Annotated in this window: 16 protein-coding genes; 5 read left to right on the top strand and 11 right to left on the bottom strand. The window is 50.4% G+C overall.

The window, feature by feature from the left end; translation table 11 throughout:
• Positions 1-9 precede the first annotated feature (9 nt).
• From phnD to DFR26_RS10825, 6 genes are all read right to left on the bottom strand, one after another.
• Entirely contained in the window at positions 10-870 is an 861-nt protein-coding gene (gene phnD, locus DFR26_RS10850) for a phosphate/phosphite/phosphonate ABC transporter substrate-binding protein (protein WP_116209048.1), read from the bottom strand.
• Between the two features lie 19 nt (positions 871-889).
• On the bottom strand, positions 890-1,669 hold the full coding sequence (gene phnC / locus DFR26_RS10845; RefSeq protein WP_116209046.1) for a phosphonate ABC transporter ATP-binding protein: 780 nt from the start codon (positions 1,667-1,669) through the stop codon (positions 890-892).
• 379 nt (positions 1,670-2,048) lie between these two features.
• Entirely contained in the window at positions 2,049-2,456 is a 408-nt protein-coding gene (locus DFR26_RS10840; RefSeq protein WP_116209044.1) for a TetR family transcriptional regulator, read from the bottom strand.
• Positions 2,453-4,342: a site-specific integrase gene (locus DFR26_RS10835; RefSeq protein ID WP_116209042.1), complete on the bottom strand. Its 1,890-nt coding sequence runs from the start codon at positions 4,340-4,342 to the stop codon at positions 2,453-2,455. Before DFR26_RS10835 ends, DFR26_RS10840 begins: the two co-directional genes overlap by 4 nt.
• Positions 4,339-6,015, bottom strand: coding sequence for a hypothetical protein (locus tag DFR26_RS10830; RefSeq protein ID WP_116209040.1), 1,677 nt, complete (start codon positions 6,013-6,015; stop codon positions 4,339-4,341). The genes DFR26_RS10835 and DFR26_RS10830 overlap by 4 nt, the downstream gene beginning before the upstream one ends.
• A complete protein-coding gene (locus DFR26_RS10825; protein ID WP_245953070.1) occupies positions 6,015-6,866 on the bottom strand; it encodes a tyrosine-type recombinase/integrase in 852 nt (283 codons plus the stop codon). Before DFR26_RS10825 ends, DFR26_RS10830 begins: the two co-directional genes overlap by 1 nt.
• Positions 6,867-7,198: 332 nt before the next feature.
• Here DFR26_RS10825 and DFR26_RS10820 point away from each other — a divergent pair, with 332 nt between their 5' ends.
• The 3 genes from DFR26_RS10820 (at position 7,199) to DFR26_RS11390 (ending at position 9,788) form a co-directional block, all read left to right on the top strand.
• Entirely contained in the window at positions 7,199-8,491 is a 1,293-nt protein-coding gene (locus DFR26_RS10820) for a Y-family DNA polymerase (protein ID WP_116209036.1), read from the top strand.
• A gap of 51 nt (positions 8,492-8,542) precedes the next feature.
• Positions 8,543-8,905 carry a DUF3024 domain-containing protein gene (locus DFR26_RS10815; RefSeq protein ID WP_116209034.1) on the top strand — a complete coding sequence of 121 codons (363 nt, stop codon included), beginning with the start codon at positions 8,543-8,545 and terminating at the stop codon, positions 8,903-8,905.
• A gap of 547 nt (positions 8,906-9,452) precedes the next feature.
• Positions 9,453-9,788 (top strand): MbcA/ParS/Xre antitoxin family protein, encoded by a 336-nt coding sequence (locus DFR26_RS11390; protein WP_425453377.1) that lies wholly within the window; start codon positions 9,453-9,455, stop codon positions 9,786-9,788.
• Positions 9,789-9,930: 142 nt separating this feature from the next.
• Here DFR26_RS11390 and DFR26_RS11385 read toward each other — a convergent pair whose 3' ends face one another.
• The 3 genes from DFR26_RS11385 to DFR26_RS10790 are packed head-to-tail and all read right to left on the bottom strand — an operon-like array spanning position 9,931 to position 10,804.
• On the bottom strand, positions 9,931-10,266 hold the full coding sequence (locus DFR26_RS11385) for a DDE-type integrase/transposase/recombinase (protein ID WP_425453376.1): 336 nt from the start codon (positions 10,264-10,266) through the stop codon (positions 9,931-9,933).
• Positions 10,191-10,520: a YnfA family protein gene (locus DFR26_RS10795; RefSeq protein ID WP_116209027.1), complete on the bottom strand. Its 330-nt coding sequence runs from the start codon at positions 10,518-10,520 to the stop codon at positions 10,191-10,193. Before DFR26_RS10795 ends, DFR26_RS11385 begins: the two co-directional genes overlap by 76 nt.
• An 8-nt stretch (positions 10,521-10,528) precedes the next feature.
• Complete coding sequence (locus tag DFR26_RS10790; RefSeq protein ID WP_116209024.1) at positions 10,529-10,804, bottom strand: metal/formaldehyde-sensitive transcriptional repressor; 276 nt, start codon at positions 10,802-10,804, stop codon at positions 10,529-10,531.
• A gap of 73 nt (positions 10,805-10,877) precedes the next feature.
• Between DFR26_RS10790 and dmeF the strand changes: the two genes are divergently transcribed.
• Together dmeF and DFR26_RS10780 are read left to right on the top strand one after the other, a co-directional pair.
• Positions 10,878-11,852 (top strand): CDF family Co(II)/Ni(II) efflux transporter DmeF, encoded by a 975-nt coding sequence (dmeF, locus tag DFR26_RS10785; RefSeq protein ID WP_116209022.1) that lies wholly within the window; start codon positions 10,878-10,880, stop codon positions 11,850-11,852.
• Between the two features lie 85 nt (positions 11,853-11,937).
• Entirely contained in the window at positions 11,938-12,513 is a 576-nt protein-coding gene (locus tag DFR26_RS10780; protein WP_116209019.1) for a TMEM165/GDT1 family protein, read from the top strand.
• Positions 12,514-12,535: 22 nt separating this feature from the next.
• On the opposite strand, the gene DFR26_RS11380 is transcribed toward DFR26_RS10780, so the two are convergent.
• Both DFR26_RS11380 and DFR26_RS10770 read right to left on the bottom strand, forming a co-directional pair.
• On the bottom strand, positions 12,536-12,634 hold the full coding sequence (locus tag DFR26_RS11380) for a DDE-type integrase/transposase/recombinase (protein WP_220375783.1): 99 nt from the start codon (positions 12,632-12,634) through the stop codon (positions 12,536-12,538).
• A gap of 350 nt (positions 12,635-12,984) precedes the next feature.
• Positions 12,985-14,922, bottom strand: coding sequence for a cytochrome c/FTR1 family iron permease (locus DFR26_RS10770; RefSeq protein ID WP_116209016.1), 1,938 nt, complete (start codon positions 14,920-14,922; stop codon positions 12,985-12,987).
• Positions 14,923-15,149: the final 227 nt, after the last annotated feature.

Genomic DNA, 15,149 nt, shown 5'->3' with positions numbered 1-15,149 from the left:
CTCAAAAAATTAGAACTTGGAAAAATCTAGCTTTAGCAAACTACCTAAATCACGCACGACATCGTAATCCTTATCTGTTGCAGGCCCGAATCCTTCAGCCTTGAATGGTTTCAACACGTTCGGATCTTTCAAATCGAGGAAGGCAGCACGAATTTTTTCTTTAAGCTCTGGTTTTAAGTTAGAGCGCATAGTCCATGGGTACTGAGGAAACGGTTTTGACTCCACTAAGACCTTCACTTTGTTTAGATCGATCAAGCCGCTCAGAACGAGCGATTCGAAAATGGGCTTGCTCAGACCACCGGCCTGCGCGTGTCCATTCTGAACTGCCATCGCCACTGCATCGTGAGCGCCTACGAAATGCTCCTCGTAATCCGTTTCGGCAAATAATCCTTTATCAGCAAGCATTGATTTGGGGATCAGGTGGCTGGATGTAGAGGCCTTGTCACCCCAGGCAACGGCTTTTTTCTTGATATCTGTGATGTTGTTGATGCCCGCCGCCTTATTCACAATTAGCACTGACTGATAAGTTGTTGTGCCTTTTTGTTGCATTGCTGCAAATGGTTCAATCTCACTTTTCTGTTTGGCCAATACATAAGACAAGGGCCCAAAATATGCAAGATCAATACGACCGAACCGCATTGCTTCAATCATTGATGAATAGTCAGTGGTAACAATAAGCTCAATCTTTTTGCCCAGAGCTTTTTCAAGATACATCTCTAGAGGCTTATTATTTTTAATGACGGTTGATGCATTTTCATCAGGCAAGAGAGCAACTTTTAATGTGCCGGGGTCAGGATTAGGTGCGGCATATGTGACACTACCTAAGAGGCTAAACGATATTAGAGCCAGTACAGCGAATAGCTTTTTCATGGTTATTTCTCCTCAGTTCTTAAGTTAAACAATGGTTATGAGTAATATTTGGAATGTTTGAATTCAATTGCGCTTTTTGTTCATAGAGTTCAGTTACATGCGTTTGTGTCAGAGCCGCTGGTATTGCATCGAACACAACCTTGCCATGAGCCAGACCGACGATTCGGTCAGCATAGCGTTTAGCGAGATCGACTTGATGTAGGCTGACTACAGCGGTTATGCCGTCTTCTTTGCATATCTGGTGTAAGAGCGCCAAGACTTTGTTGGCGGTTGCTGGATCAAGGCTTGCCACAGGCTCGTCTGCCAAAACAAGTGCCGGTCGCTGCGCTAATGCCCGAGCTATACCCACGCGTTGTTGCTGACCGCCACTTAACTCATCCACTCGTGAGAGTGCTTTGTGAAGTAGCCCAACGCGGTCAAGGCTGTGTAATCCAATAGATTGATCCTCCTTCGATAGAGGAAAAAGAGTACGAAGCGTCGAGTGATAACCTAGTCTACCCATTAGCACATTTTGCAAAACAGAAAGTCGACCAATTAATTGATGCTGCTGGAATATCATGCCAGTACGCCGACGATGCTCTTGCAATATTTTTTTGTCCAACAATGAACCTAACATTGTAATGTTTATATTGCCGCTAGTGGGTTTTTGCATCAGGTTAAGACAACGGAGCATTGTTGATTTGCCTGCACCAGAGGCACCGAGCAACACTGAAAACTGTCCCTGTTGAAACGTGAGTGAAGTTGGATGCAACGCAATCATTTGTCCGTACTGGACGGTAATATTTTGAAGTTGAATCATTGCTGCCAGACCCTCGTTGTTGTAATCAATCTTTATTTTTGATTACGAAATCAGATAATGAGGTGAGCATAACGACTCGATGTTACAGTTTTATTGCGAGCAATTAGCAATCGCACTCAAACGCTTGGCTATAAGACTTCCAATTGGTATGCAGTGAGGCGCCGGTAATTGGCGGAGCTAGCTGGGAGGGGTTTAGCAGGATTTTAAGGCACACCCTGGCGTCCGCTTCTGGCCGTTCTCTGTCGGTCACGGCCCCGAAGCGTGCTGGTCAAATCCGATGCAATCTGTGGTCAGGTCGAATGCAAACAGGTGGTCTAGTGAAGTGCAATTTCGCATCTGGCGGCTCGGAACAAAATTTACAGACCGTTTAATCTGTGGGTCACGTTTTATGGGAGGACAGGGCTACTATTTTAAGGTCACCGCTCCTTGCTTTTAGGGCTCGCAGTTCTGCCATCAGAACTTCATTAATCGAGGCGAGGTCAGCGGTTTTCAGGCGTAGCTCTTCGAGCTCTTGGCGGAGCAGTTTATTTTTCTCGCGTTCCGCTATGAGATCCTGATGCTTTACGTCGCGTTGGGCGCGACTAGAACGGCCCTGAGCTTCGCGGACTGCCTCGGCCACATTCGGGTAGTGGTTATGGATCAACGCTGTTGAGACTCCGGCCTCACGAGCTACTGCGGCAATAGTGACTTTGGACTCACCTGTATGGGCTCGGCCACGTTGAATACGAGCTAACGCAAGACGCAGATCTCGTTCACGACTGTCGGATGTCTTGCGTGTTGTTTTCATTCGTCATCGATCTCCGGTTTAAATTCAAGCTGTTTCAGTACATTCCGACAGCGATCCAAATCACGCAGAACGCGCTGGCGGCCACCTTCGCCGATGTCTTTACAATCCAACAATCCTTTTAGGTTATCGAAGAGTCCTTGGTAGACCCCAGCATGCTGGACACCAATCACAGAGCTGTCGCAGCCGCTACAGCGCGTTCTTTCCATTGTATTGCCGACGCAACCGTCATCATCAGCAGTACACCAGGAGTGACCATTACTTCGGATCGAGGTGCTCTCGGCAATCGACTTAACCATCGAGGCATGGCTTTTGAAAATGGCGAGATTTTTAGGATCTCGGTGCCATTGCTTGATTGATCTTCCGTAACCGCCCCCTAGAGGTGACTTACCCAACCAGCCGCTAACCACACCAGACTTGATGTCCTCGAGTTCGAACTGGATATCTTCAAAAAGCTCGATATCGAGATGCTGACCCCATTCCTGATCCATGGCGTAACCTAACGTCATATCCATCGACCAATGAGCGAAGTGTTCTCGGAGGTAGCGCAGGTCGCCGAATTTGCTATGCGCAGCGTAGTTGGCAAATTTTCGGCGGAATTGGTGGCTCGCGAGATTCCAACTAAGGCCACAACTCTTTGCGAAGGCTTTCAGACACTTGTTCCAGGACGAGCCCGAGAGAGTTCTGACTAGGTTGTTTTTCGTGGAAGTTACGCCCAGAAAGAGCGCGTGCCTATGCTTTTGCGCTTCGGTGATTTGCGGGTCAGCCGGATTGACGATGCATCGCCTAGCGATTTCGTCAGCAATCATCGCCTGGTAGGGAGCTGCCCAACGCTCCATTAGCCGCACCGCAAATACTGTGCTTTCAGGAATCATCCAATCATGGAGGCCCGCGTCGGTTTTTTCCGACGTTGAGCGAAGCCAATGGTAGACGGTGCCTTCATCGTCTTCAGTGCTGTGGTGAGCTCCGGCCATAACGTTCGCTAACTCATGGTTTCGGCAGCCGGAAGTGCTAGCTATGACAATGTAAGATGCAGTTCTGAGACTCTGGATCGCTTGGTTAAACTCCCCAAGCCCTTCGCCCCAGCCAAGAGCAACGAGTCGACGAGTTTTCGCCTCTTGAATGCTTCTGGTTACTTGCCCATGTCGCTCCGCAGAGACGCGCTCTAGATCATCGTAGATGTCGAGCAAGGCATTACCACGCCGAACCTGTTCATGGGCCTTCTCGAATAGAGCGCAAAATACATTGTCGGGCAATAATGGGGTCTTGCCGGCCTCTTCGCTCCGCGAACGGCCCCCCGACATTGCGCGCGCCGACGTATCAGGCCAAGGGTTTTTAGGTATTGGGTCGTGGGTGTATTGGCTCAGCTCATAGAGGGACTCCACAGCCATAAAGCGCCGTTCAAGCGCACTGGCTGATAAGGGCTTTCCCTTGCTTCGCCGTGTTTGACGGATAGCCCGGCACTCAGAGACATAATTTGCACAGATCATTGGTGTTATCGCACCGAAGTGATCGATCTTGAACGTGCTTATGTGCCGCAAAAACGGCAGACTGTTTTCAAAAACGTTGCGCACTGTACTCGCCGATGGGCGTTTTTGTCCGGCACGGCCCCGGCGTAGATACCGATACATGACGGACTTCATCACAAGAACAAATTCAATGGGGACGCGACCGAAGTCGATCTCCCGTACACCGTCTGGCACGTTGCTAGTGAATCCCTCTAACCGCCAAGTCATGTCACGGTATCGACTGAGGATGACCCAATCGCTTCCTACCCGGATGGCGCTAATGATGAGTGCTTCACGTTCGTTCACAGAGAGTTCGCGAGCATCCCCTGGCTGCAGTCCCAACTCGCCCCACTGCGGCGCGTCAGCAATATGCGCACTCACGAAAAAATCTCAAGGCTATCTAGGACATCCACTGACCAGAAGGGATGCGGACTTAGGCGAGCTTGTTCGCGGGCTGCCTCGACAGCTTCTGGTTTAAAGGCTCCTCGCCGCAGGCCTTCGGCGATAATATAGTCGTCTATCAATCTGGGAATGTGGGCGTATTGCTGACTCCAACGCCGTTTCCCCATCCGTACACGCTCCGCAAATACTCGGAAATAGAAACTGAATAGTCGGTGCAAATCCTCGCCAGTAATCGCGTAGTGCTTGCAACGTAGGCAGTTGAGAAATGAGAAGCACGCGATACCTTGGCGTTTTGGCGCGTACTGACCATTTACTGGGTCTTCGCACTGTCCCATGGGAGTTTTTTGGTATGTTGCGCCTATAGTCCGGCTGAGTAATTCCTGCACTAAGATCTCTCCCATGAAGCGCCAGTTGCGCCTTGCTTCAGTGCTCGGTGCTAGATAATTTCTGTCGACCACCTGAGGCGTATTTCCGAGCGCGATTGACGTCGTCGTCAAATCGCCATCTAGCAATTCAAATACTCGATTGGCAAACGTTTTGCGCAGGCGTGAGATATTGATGCGAAGCGGCTTACCATCTGTGTCAATAAGCTTGTAGTCGGTTACCAGTTTTCTGGTCGCTACCTTCAGCGCCCCGTCTGTCAATTCAATAATGCTGCCAAGCCCTGGCCCTCGCTGTACGCGGTAGAGCCATACAAGATCTTTGATGCTGTCAGGCGCTTCTGGCCGTAGTGATTCACTAAGGGTCAGGACTCGGCGGATCAGGCGCTCAATATTGGTTCTGATGGTCGGTGTAGATTCAAGGAGGCGTTCGTCAGCGCTTTCTGCTCGTAGAGCAACCTTGTTTGTGGTGTGTCCACGGCGCTTCCACAACACCAAAAATACACTGCCGTCTTTGGGATGCGCCCGCAAGCAGTCGCGCCCCATCTCTAGAAGAGGGGTGGAGTTGCGCCCTGTATGCAGTGCGATGGTCAACAGTACGTAGGCCAAAAGCTCACCACTTAGTACAGCGTCATCTTTCCATATCGGTGCAACTGCTTGCTTCAATGCTGAAGCAAGCGCCTGCCGTTGGCGCTTGGGCAGTGACGTTTCCCCTTTGCTTCTACCACTACTTGGGAAGGGATTTCTTGGGAAGGTTGCGTCGTCCCCTGAGGTGATCAGAGAAATTATCCCTCTGCTACCTAGCGCGTTCAGGACGGATTTCGCAGACGTGTAGTGACTTCGCTGACTGAGGGTAGCGATGCCAAGGCCCGCGAGGTGCCCGAGAAAATCGTCGACTAAGGAGCGATTAATGTCTCCAAGCACTAGCTCACGCTCAAGCGCATTGGCTCGCAGAGTCATAAAATTGAGAAAGTGACGTAGGCCACCTTTACAGATGCTCGCTACGGTACTCGGCTCGATTTCGTTGTCTTGCTTGGCGAGATATCGCTCAATCTGTCGCTGGCAGGCATAGGTGATTGAATCGATACCAACCCCGTACCACGACGCGAAATCGTAGTTTCTAGAGCCGGTAGGGTTCCTCCCAAAATCGACATTCGTAGTTGTAGGTGGAAGCGCTTCAGGAAGTACGAAAACGGCACCCACTGAGTCACGACTATGTTCCACCTGGGGCACGCTAAGGTCGGTCTTAACAAAGATCTTTCGCTTACCCATTAAACTGCGTCCATGCCATCTGCAAGCTCGTCATCGTAAGCCAGTACCGCGTTGTCAGCGAGTTCATTGATCAGGTGCAGGTATATCATCGTCGTTTGGATGGAGCTGTGACCGAGTTGCCGCTGCAAGAACACGAGCGGCTCCACCTCTCGGCCATTGCGCTGAAGAGCGACCAGCGTATGAGTTGCATAGGTGTGGCGAAGCATGTGCGGATGTACTCTGAGGTTCGCTCGTTTTCCAATGTCACGGACAATGCGCTCAATGCGCTTTCCATCATCGGCGTAGGGCTCACCAAGCTGATTCAAAAACAATGGTTTGTGCTGGTTCTGGGTCAGCGAAGCCCGCTCACCACGAACTTGCACTGCGTATCGATGGAGCTCCATGAGGAAACGCCGACTGATGTAAATCTCACGCGGCTTGCTCCCCTTGGTGCGCATACCGCTACCATCTTGCGGATCGAGATGAATCCTAATGTTTCGCTCAGATTTGCCGGCCTTGTCGGGATCGAAGACATAGGACAAGGGAAAAGATGCGATTTCTTCCCGCCTCAGCCCAGTATGAAGACCCAGGCGGATCATCATTCGGTGATGCGGATTCTCTGCTTCTGCCAGCAGCGCCTTAATTTCGTTCATGCTGAGAAATTTGGGCAGCACTCGGTGCTTCACGGGCATGATGTCGTTCACCAGTGCTTTTCCACCATTGGCAGAAACGTGAGCCAGAAAACCTGACTCGCCATTTATTTTCCGCTCCTCAAGTCCGAACGGCAGCTTGCTCACCCATCCCTGGCGCTGAGCAAACTCGTAGAACTTGCACACATAATGGAGCTTTTGGCGGGTGGTAGAACGTGCCAACTGACACTCTACCAAGCAGTAATCCCGGTAGCCCACGACTATGCTCTTGGCCTCACCTCGATCTACATCCTGCCAGTTGAGTTCGTGCGCCTGGAGGAAGCTGAAATAGTCGTATAAAGCACGCCCCGTGCTTGGCCAAGACTTCTTAGATCCTATGGCTCCTCGGAGGAGATAGTGGCGCATAAACTCGTTCGCGTGCACACAACTAGCCATGGTGTCCCACAGCAAGATCGGGAATCCAGGGTATGGACGACCTCCTATCACCAAGGACTCAGTGGCCCGAAGCAACTCCATCTCTTTCCTCCAACAGGGCTTAAACAAAGCGATTTCTAATATGTTGGCAGGATGATACTTTTTTCCTAACTCTTCGCAAGCCCCAGAACAATAACTTCTACGCCACGTGCGAGAAGGTCTTTGATCCTTCTTTAGCAGATGTGCCGTTAGTGGTGCTGTCGAATAACGATGGCTGCATTGTGGCTAGATCGGCTGAGGCCAAAGAGCTCGGCATTCCCATGGGTGCACCTATGCATCAGTGGAAGGGATTTTGCGCCAAGCATAGTGTGGTGATTAAGAGTTCGAACTACGCACTCTATGGCGACATGAGTTCGCGCATGTTGGCGATCTTGCAGAAGCTCTGCCCTGACGTGGAAAGCTATTCCATCGATGAGTCGTTTTTGAAGCTCGATGGCTTTAGTGATGTCACGGCGCTGGGGTATGAGATACGTCAGACCTTACAGCAGCACATCAAAGTCACCTGTGGTGTTGGTATTGGGCCGAGCAAGACACTGGCTAAGTTTGCCAATCACATTGCTAAGAAACACCACGAGTATGGCGGTGTGTTTTCAGTTAGCGATGCATCAAAGATTGAACTTGAGCAGCTGATGTCGCACTACTCGGTCAATAAAGTCTGGGGCGTCGGACGCCAGCTTAGTAAGCGCTTAACAGCTGACGGTATTGAGACCGTGCTGGATCTTTCACGCTGTGATGCCAAGGCTATTCATGCCCGCTATGGCGTGGTGCTGGCAAAGACCGTTCGTGAACTACGCGGAGAGGCATGCATTAGCTTTGATGATATTGCTGCGCCTAAGCAGCAAATCATTGCATCACGCTCCTTTGCTGGCGTCACCACAGACTATCAAACGGTTAAAGCCGCTCTTTCACATCACATCAGTCGTGCAGCTGAAAAACTCAGGCTGCAAGAATCTGCGTGCGCTCATGTCTATGTGATGATTCAAACTAATCCTTTTCGAGAACAAGATCCGCAATACCGTAAGACCCTACTCATGCCGCTCCCTCATCCAACGGCTGATACCGCTGTACTGATGAAGGCGACGATGGCCGCTTTGCGCAAAGGCTTTATTCCTGGCTTTCGGTATCACAAATGCGGCGTCATGCTCGGAGAAATACATCCGATGAACGCCTTACAGACTGACCTATTTGCTTCTGTGGATGATCCAAAGCGACTTCGTCTGATGGGGCTACTGGATAGCATCAATAAGCGCCAAGGATCAGGTACATTGCAAATGGCGAGCACACAGCTCAGTGCAGCCTGGCATATGCGTGCCGAGAATAGATCGCCACGCTACACCACGTGCTGGGAGGAACTTCCCGTTGCTTATGCTTAAGAAAATGAAGCTACTTATACTGACTAACCAAGCCCATACGGAGTGTGGCAAATGATGGACTCTCGACTACAAACCCGCGTCAAAGATCACCTAGACGTGTTGATGGCTGACATTCGCCCACAACCCAGTGAGCGCAAGAACCATGACTTCAGTTATCGGCTGAGTGAGGCGCTATTCATCATTGAGAAGCAAGAGCCGCATGAGAATAGCGATGTCATCACTTCCACACCGTTGGTCAAAGTACTGCACCTGGAAGAGCCCGAAGCATGGGCTTTGTATGTACTGAATGATGAGAGCAACTGGCAGGCATATGAGACAACCAGCACCGCAGCAGACTTAGCGCAAGCGCTCGTAGCAGTACGCTCGATCATTGCCAGTAAAGCCTCAGAACAACTGATCGGCGACAATGTGTAGCGGAATTGAATACCAAGGTGAAATGCATCTGTGGTCTGACCCAGAAGTGCGGCTGCCAGTTCAGTTAAAGAACGGGGACTTGTCGTGGCTTCGCTGGGGTGCTCGGCATGGCATTGAAAGCCCTTTCTTCCAAGGACCTTGTGCTCGCTTAGAGTCTATTCAAATGGGCAAATGGAATCGCTTTAACCCCATGGCTGTGAAAATCCCCATGGATCGTTACATGGAACGGGATGCTAAGAACAAGCCTTACTGGGTAAAGACTGAGCCGGAGCAAGTACTGCAAGGGCTAGTAGCTACTTGGCAAGGAGAGCAGCGCATCTATGTTGTCACGGTCGAGACACCTGCCGAGTTTCAACATGTACAACCTAGATGGCCACGAGTCATTGGACCTAACTAATTATCACAAGCAGCGACTTAACTTGTCAGCACAATTAAACACAGGAGTCCTTTCGTGCTTAACCATCTAAACGACACAGAGCTACAAGTCACTAAAGACTTCGGAGAGCTATCAATCCCAAGCAAAGATAGTCGTCTGCGACTGACTGCAATGATTCTTCAGCTATTTCGGCTTTGGGGCATTGATACCAATTCACAATCGGCACTTTTGGGTTTATCGCCAAAAAGCAAAACTATAGATACGTATTTGCTCGGCACAAAAGCAGTACCGAACTCGCCTGACTTACTCGATCGAATTGGTCATCTCCTAGCGATCCACAAATGTCTACGCACTCAGTATCCACATGATCACGACCTTGCCTACACCTGGGTGAGCTGTCCTAATCGTGCGTTTGATGGCCAGAGCCCATTATCGGTGATGCTGGCATACCGTTTTGCAGGCTTGCTGAGAGTCAAGGCGTACCTTGAACACGCATGCGTGCACTGAGGAACTAACAAGCTAACTTCCAATCACTCCAATTATTGACCCTTTCGCCTAAGTTGGAGTCCGAAATCATCAGGCCTCTACAATTGTTGGCGTACTTAGTAATGTCTTGATGAACAGCCGGCATTAGCTTGCGTTGAGCAACTTAGTAGCTGCCCAACTTATCAGTGACTATTGTTCGTGATTCATCGCCATGATTGCGCAACAAGCGCTTAAGGAACTGATGTGTTGCTGCACCATTTCGTCGACTCTGAACATAGACATCAACCACTTCTCTGTCCTGATCGACTGTTAGCCACGGATAGTGTTGTTTTCCATTTATCTTGATGAAAACCTCATCAAGATAAAACGTTAAAATGTAGAGGCCAACTAATCTTGCGCACAATCTTAAGCTTAGGTTATTAACTACGACGAAGCACGCGAGGCAAGCATGATAATGGCCATGCCAGTCAGCGCCACAGCCGAACCGATTATGTCCCACGATGTCGGCTTAATATCTTCGACTAACCATAGCCAGCCTATTGCTACAGCGATGTATACGCCGCCATATGCTGCATAAACTCGACCTGCGGCTGTCGGGTGCAGTGTCAGCAACCATGCAAAGAGCGCCAAAGACAAAACGGCTGGCACCATCAGCCATGCCGACCTGCCCTCTCTTAGCACTAGATATGGCAAATAACATCCGGTGATTTCCGCAATAGCGGTGGCCACAAACAGGCCTAATGTCACAATCATATCAATACCTACTTAAGATACGAGCGCAGCACCGCAACAACCTGCTCAACGTCCTTACTACGCTCCTCCGGCGTGACATCGACCGAGCCTAAGTGTTCGCGAATATGCCCCTCTAATATCTCGGTCATCAGGCCATTTACAGCGCCGCGAATAGCCGCTACCTGCTGCAATATAGCGGCACATTCAGCCCCACTCTCAATAGCGCGCTCCAAGCTTTCCGACTGGCCTTTTATGCGCCGAATCCTTGTTAAGAGCTTTTTATTGTTCTGATGCATATGGGCCATAGCACGCTATCCTTTATGTAAAATACAATACTGGGGTATAGTACATTGAAATAGCCCTTCCCGAGCAGGTCCAATGTCAAAGTTTGAAAGTGCCGCACAACTCTCGCACAGCCACACCTTTCACGAAGGTAATCCATCAGCCGAACGAAAAACACTTATCGTCGTCATAATCACCGCAATAATGATGTGCGCAGAAATTGCCGGTGGCTGGATATACAACTCCATGGCCCTGCTCGCCGACGGCTGGCATATGAGCTCACACACGCTCGCATTAGGCCTATCTTTGCTGGCCTATGCAGCGTCAAGACGCTACGCCAATGATCGCCGCTTCAATTTTGGCACCTGGAAGATAGAGATCTTGGGTGGCTACACTAGCGCGATTTTATTGATTCTTGTTGCTGGGCTCATGTTTTTCCAATCATTTGAGCGTCTGCTTTCACCAAGCCCAATTTTCTATAACGAGGCTATTGCTCTAGCCAGTCTTGGCTTAGTGGTAAATATAGTTTGCGCGTGGCTATTACAGGATGGCCATTCGCATGGCCATAGTCACAGCGATCATGGGCATGGACATAGTCATGACCATGATCATAGTCACGATCACCATGACCTTAACCTACGCTCAGCCTATATCCACGTCATTACAGATGCCGCCACCTCTGTGCTCGCCATCATTGCCCTTATAGGCGGCAAACTCTGGGGAGCGGACTGGCTTGATCCGCTGATGGGTATCGTTGGCGCCGCACTGGTGAGCTTTTGGGCATATGGTCTAATTCGTGACACTAGCCGCGTATTGCTTGACGCTGAAATGGATGCGCCGATTGTCAAAGCCATTGAAAAGTCCATCGCCTCAATGCTCCCGCGTGTTGAGTTAACCGATCTTCACGTTTGGCGCGTAGCACAGAAACAATACGCCTGCATTGTCAGTGTTACTTCGGAAGACTCGCTTTCCGCCCATAAGGTGAAAGAAGCACTCAAGCATCACGAAGTTTTGGTTCACGTTAGCGTTGAAGTCAATTGCTGTAGCGCGCATTCCACCGTTACGCAATAAGCCGTCAATACCAAGCTGGCAAGCTAGCTTACTAGTAACGGATAATACGTTTTAGTTATTAACTCATCGAGTACAGACACTCAGCATGGACGCATTTTTGATTTCAACCGGTATCGTGGCGCTTGCTGAAATTGGCGATAAAACCCAGCTATTGGCTTTTATGCTGGCTGCGAAATTTCGTAAGCCAGCCCCCATCATCTTTGGCATTTTAGTAGCGACACTGCTCAACCATGGCATGGCCGGTGCGCTTGGCACATGGATTCCACATCTATTAGATGCAGCGATTTTGCGCTGGGTGCTCGGCATTGGTTTCATCGTCATGGCTATCTGGATTTTGATTCCCGACAAGCTCGACGAAGGTGATGCCAAGTTCGTGTCATTAGGCGTTTTTGGCACAACCGTCGTCGCGTTTTTCCTTGCTGAAATGGGCGATAAAACCCAGATAGCCACGGTCGCCCTCGCCGCGCAATACCAAAGTTTTACCGCAGTCGTTCTTGGCACCACTGTGGGCATGCTCTTAGCCAATGCTCCCGCCGTGCTTCTAGGTAATAAGTTCGCCAACTCGTTACCGATCTCATGGATACATCGTGTGGTCGCCGCTATTTTTGCCATCATGGGCTTAGTAGTTTTGCTTGGCCTTGACTCGAATTTAGGCCTATAAGCTGCGATATAAAGTACAAAGTTCATGCGCCTAGGCAAGGACTCTGAACATAAAAATCTACTGCATCGCCATCTTGATCAACGGATCGCCAAACGTAATGCTGCTTGCCGTTTAATTTCATTTAGATAAAGCGTATTGCCGAGCCCAGCATGTTTTAGTTTTAGTTTTAGTTTTAGTTTTAGTTTTAGTTTTAGTTTTAGTTTTAGCTTGAGCTTGAGCTTGAGCTTGAGCTTGCGAGCGTATGCTGGTCCAAACTTGATACATCACAAACGAATCGCCTCATAACTGACACAGATACCTTTCTCTAACAGCAAGTCTTCGATATCACACAAGCTTGAGTTGAAGCGGTAGTAGATCCATACCGCTTATTTGATGATGCTGGGGTTGAAAGTAATGTCGGTTGTAGGTACTCATAGACAAGCTATATCAACCTGAGAATTAGCTTGTCAGTACCCTAAATCGTGCTCGGGCTCAAATGGTAGTGCGTGCCCTGAACCAATTGAGCCCGAAGCCAACCACCAATATAAGCGCTACCAATGCTTGTGCCGTCAGCGTTTGCGTCGTCGGATAGATGCCGAGCAGCTCTACGCGAGGGAAATCGAGTGGTGTAGCGCCGATCCACCCCGCTTCCTGCAATGCCGAGATGCCTTTCCCGATGAGTACCACAGCCAGAATCGCAACAAATACCGACGTGTACGAGAAGAATTTTCCGATCGGCAGCCGTGCGCTTGTGCGCAGCAATGCCCATGCAATGATTGCGAGCAGTACGACCGCCGTAATAAAACCGGCGGCAAGCGCGCTGCTATTTTCATCTGCTGCGAGCGCAGAGTAGAACAACACTGTCTCGAAGACTTCGCGGTAGACGGCAACAAATGATAATGCGAACAGAGCCCAGGCCGAGCGGCGTGTCATTGCTGCCGACAGCTTATTATTGAGGTAGTCCTGCCAGCGGCCAGCGCTGCTTTTCTGATGCATCCACAGACCAACACTCAACAGTACAATCCCAGCGAGAACCGAACCGACGCCCTCGGTCACTTCACGGCTTGCGCCGCTAACCTCGATAAAATAGGTTGCAAATGCCCAGGTCAGCATGCCGGCGACCATAGCACTGGTCCAACCAATATGGACATGACGCAGCGCGTCCTTGCGCTCAGCTTTCTTTAAAATCGCAATCATACCAATCACGATCAACAAGGCCTCGACGCCTTCGCGCAACAGGATGGTCAATGCGCCCACAAACGTCGTGGTCGGATCAGCCTTGGCATCGCTCAGCAGCGCCTCGACGCGTGCAAACAGGACAATGAGGTTATTCGCAGCTTGTTCGGCCTGTTCCGTGGTTCCTGTGGCGACGGCTGAACGGTAATGAAGCATGGCGCCTTCGATAGCGATCAGTAGTGTCTTGTCACGTGCACCGACGATAGGTTCGATCGGTTCGAAGCCGTCTAGATATGCCGACAACCCGAGCCTAGTTGCATTAGCTTTATCCCCGGCTCGTAACGCAGCCAAACTCTCCTGAAGGCGAAGCCGGGCCAGCATCAGCCCTGACTGTCTGCCGACATCGATAACTGCAGGGTTGGTGCGCAGATAGGCTGTAACGTCGCGAGCAACATCTTTTGGCAATGTTTCAGCAGCAGCCATTTCCGTAGTCGTAGTGATTGCTGACAAATCGGGAAAGCGATCTTTGATCGAACTGTCTTTACTGTTCCAAAGCTGCTCCCCGTGCTTACGCATTGCAGGGTCGTGCGCAAGAGTCCCAACGTAAAAGGCCAGCGACCAGCGGTCTTCTTCAGATAGGGAGGCGAAGCTAGGCATTGAGGTGCCGGCAACACCCTGAGAAACGACTTGGTACAACGCCATCACACTGCGCGAACTTGCACGCTCCGCATCGGTGAAGGCGATGGGCTTGGGTTCTAAGCTGGCCGCGAGGGCGCCGTCCCCTGCGCCATTCGCGCCGTGGCACGTGGCACATTGCGCAATGTAGAGGGAATAACCACGGTTTAGGTCAGGAATTGATTTGGGTGCGACCGGGATTGGGTAGGCCGCGATCAGCAGCGTATTGGCCCTATGAGCAAGTCGAGCCACTTCCTTAGCGTTGGCCTTGCGAACTACAGAGGCGTGCAGTGTATTAATGGCTTGCGCAACGTCATTTCTTGCGGGATGAGCTGGCAGCTGCGCAACCTGCTTTTGGGCGTTCTCCGTAAAATCCAACATTTCAGCATACTCGGACGTGCTCACGATCGTGCCATCGGCGACTGCGCCTCTGTAGTCAACTGCCACATAATCAATGAGCTGCCAAAGCTGCTTGGCATCGACACGGTCTGTCGGTTGAGCCATTGCCGTCGCGGCAATCATAAAGCAGGCCGCAGCAGCTAAAAACCGAGTTTTGAAAAATTGAACTTTATTGCGCATGGTGTTTCTTTCTTTCGAGTTTGGAAAACAGAGGAATGTAGATCAGCTCGCTAACTAACCCGATGGTTGTTTGCGTGACGATAATTGCCGACAGCACTGCTATGGCGCTAGGTACGGCGAGCACCAAGCAGATAAGGGTACTGACAAGTTAATTTCTCAGCACCTAAAATACTAAACGCATGTGCCAGCTTCGGTTTAGAACCAAAGTCGCACACCAGCCACTACCA

It is taken from the genome of Paraperlucidibaca baekdonensis, assembly GCF_003387535.1.
In the GTDB taxonomy this organism is placed as follows: Bacteria; Pseudomonadota; Gammaproteobacteria; order Pseudomonadales; family Moraxellaceae; genus Perlucidibaca; species Perlucidibaca baekdonensis.
The sequence above is the reverse complement of the archived record's forward strand: the minus strand, read 5'-3'. Positions and strand labels throughout refer to the sequence as shown.

Coding starts and splice junctions, on each gene's coding strand:
- phnD (WP_116209048.1), bottom strand. CDS start 870: ATGAAAAAGCTATTCGCTGTACTGGCTCTAATATCGTTTAGCCTCTTA.
- phnC (WP_116209046.1), bottom strand. CDS start 1,669: ATGATTCAACTTCAAAATATTACCGTCCAGTACGGACAAATGATTGCG.
- DFR26_RS10840 (WP_116209044.1), bottom strand. CDS start 2,456: ATGAAAACAACACGCAAGACATCCGACAGTCGTGAACGAGATCTGCGT.
- DFR26_RS10830 (WP_116209040.1), bottom strand. CDS start 6,015: ATGGGTAAGCGAAAGATCTTTGTTAAGACCGACCTTAGCGTGCCCCAG.
- DFR26_RS10815 (WP_116209034.1), top strand. CDS start 8,543: ATGATGGACTCTCGACTACAAACCCGCGTCAAAGATCACCTAGACGTG.
- DFR26_RS11390 (WP_425453377.1), top strand. CDS start 9,453: ATGATTCTTCAGCTATTTCGGCTTTGGGGCATTGATACCAATTCACAA.
- DFR26_RS10795 (WP_116209027.1), bottom strand. CDS start 10,520: ATGATTGTGACATTAGGCCTGTTTGTGGCCACCGCTATTGCGGAAATC.
- DFR26_RS10790 (WP_116209024.1), bottom strand. CDS start 10,804: ATGGCCCATATGCATCAGAACAATAAAAAGCTCTTAACAAGGATTCGG.
- dmeF (WP_116209022.1), top strand. CDS start 10,878: ATGTCAAAGTTTGAAAGTGCCGCACAACTCTCGCACAGCCACACCTTT.
- DFR26_RS10780 (WP_116209019.1), top strand. CDS start 11,938: ATGGACGCATTTTTGATTTCAACCGGTATCGTGGCGCTTGCTGAAATT.
- DFR26_RS11380 (WP_220375783.1), bottom strand. CDS start 12,634: ATGAAATTAAACGGCAAGCAGCATTACGTTTGGCGATCCGTTGATCAA.
- DFR26_RS10770 (WP_116209016.1), bottom strand. CDS start 14,922: ATGCGCAATAAAGTTCAATTTTTCAAAACTCGGTTTTTAGCTGCTGCG.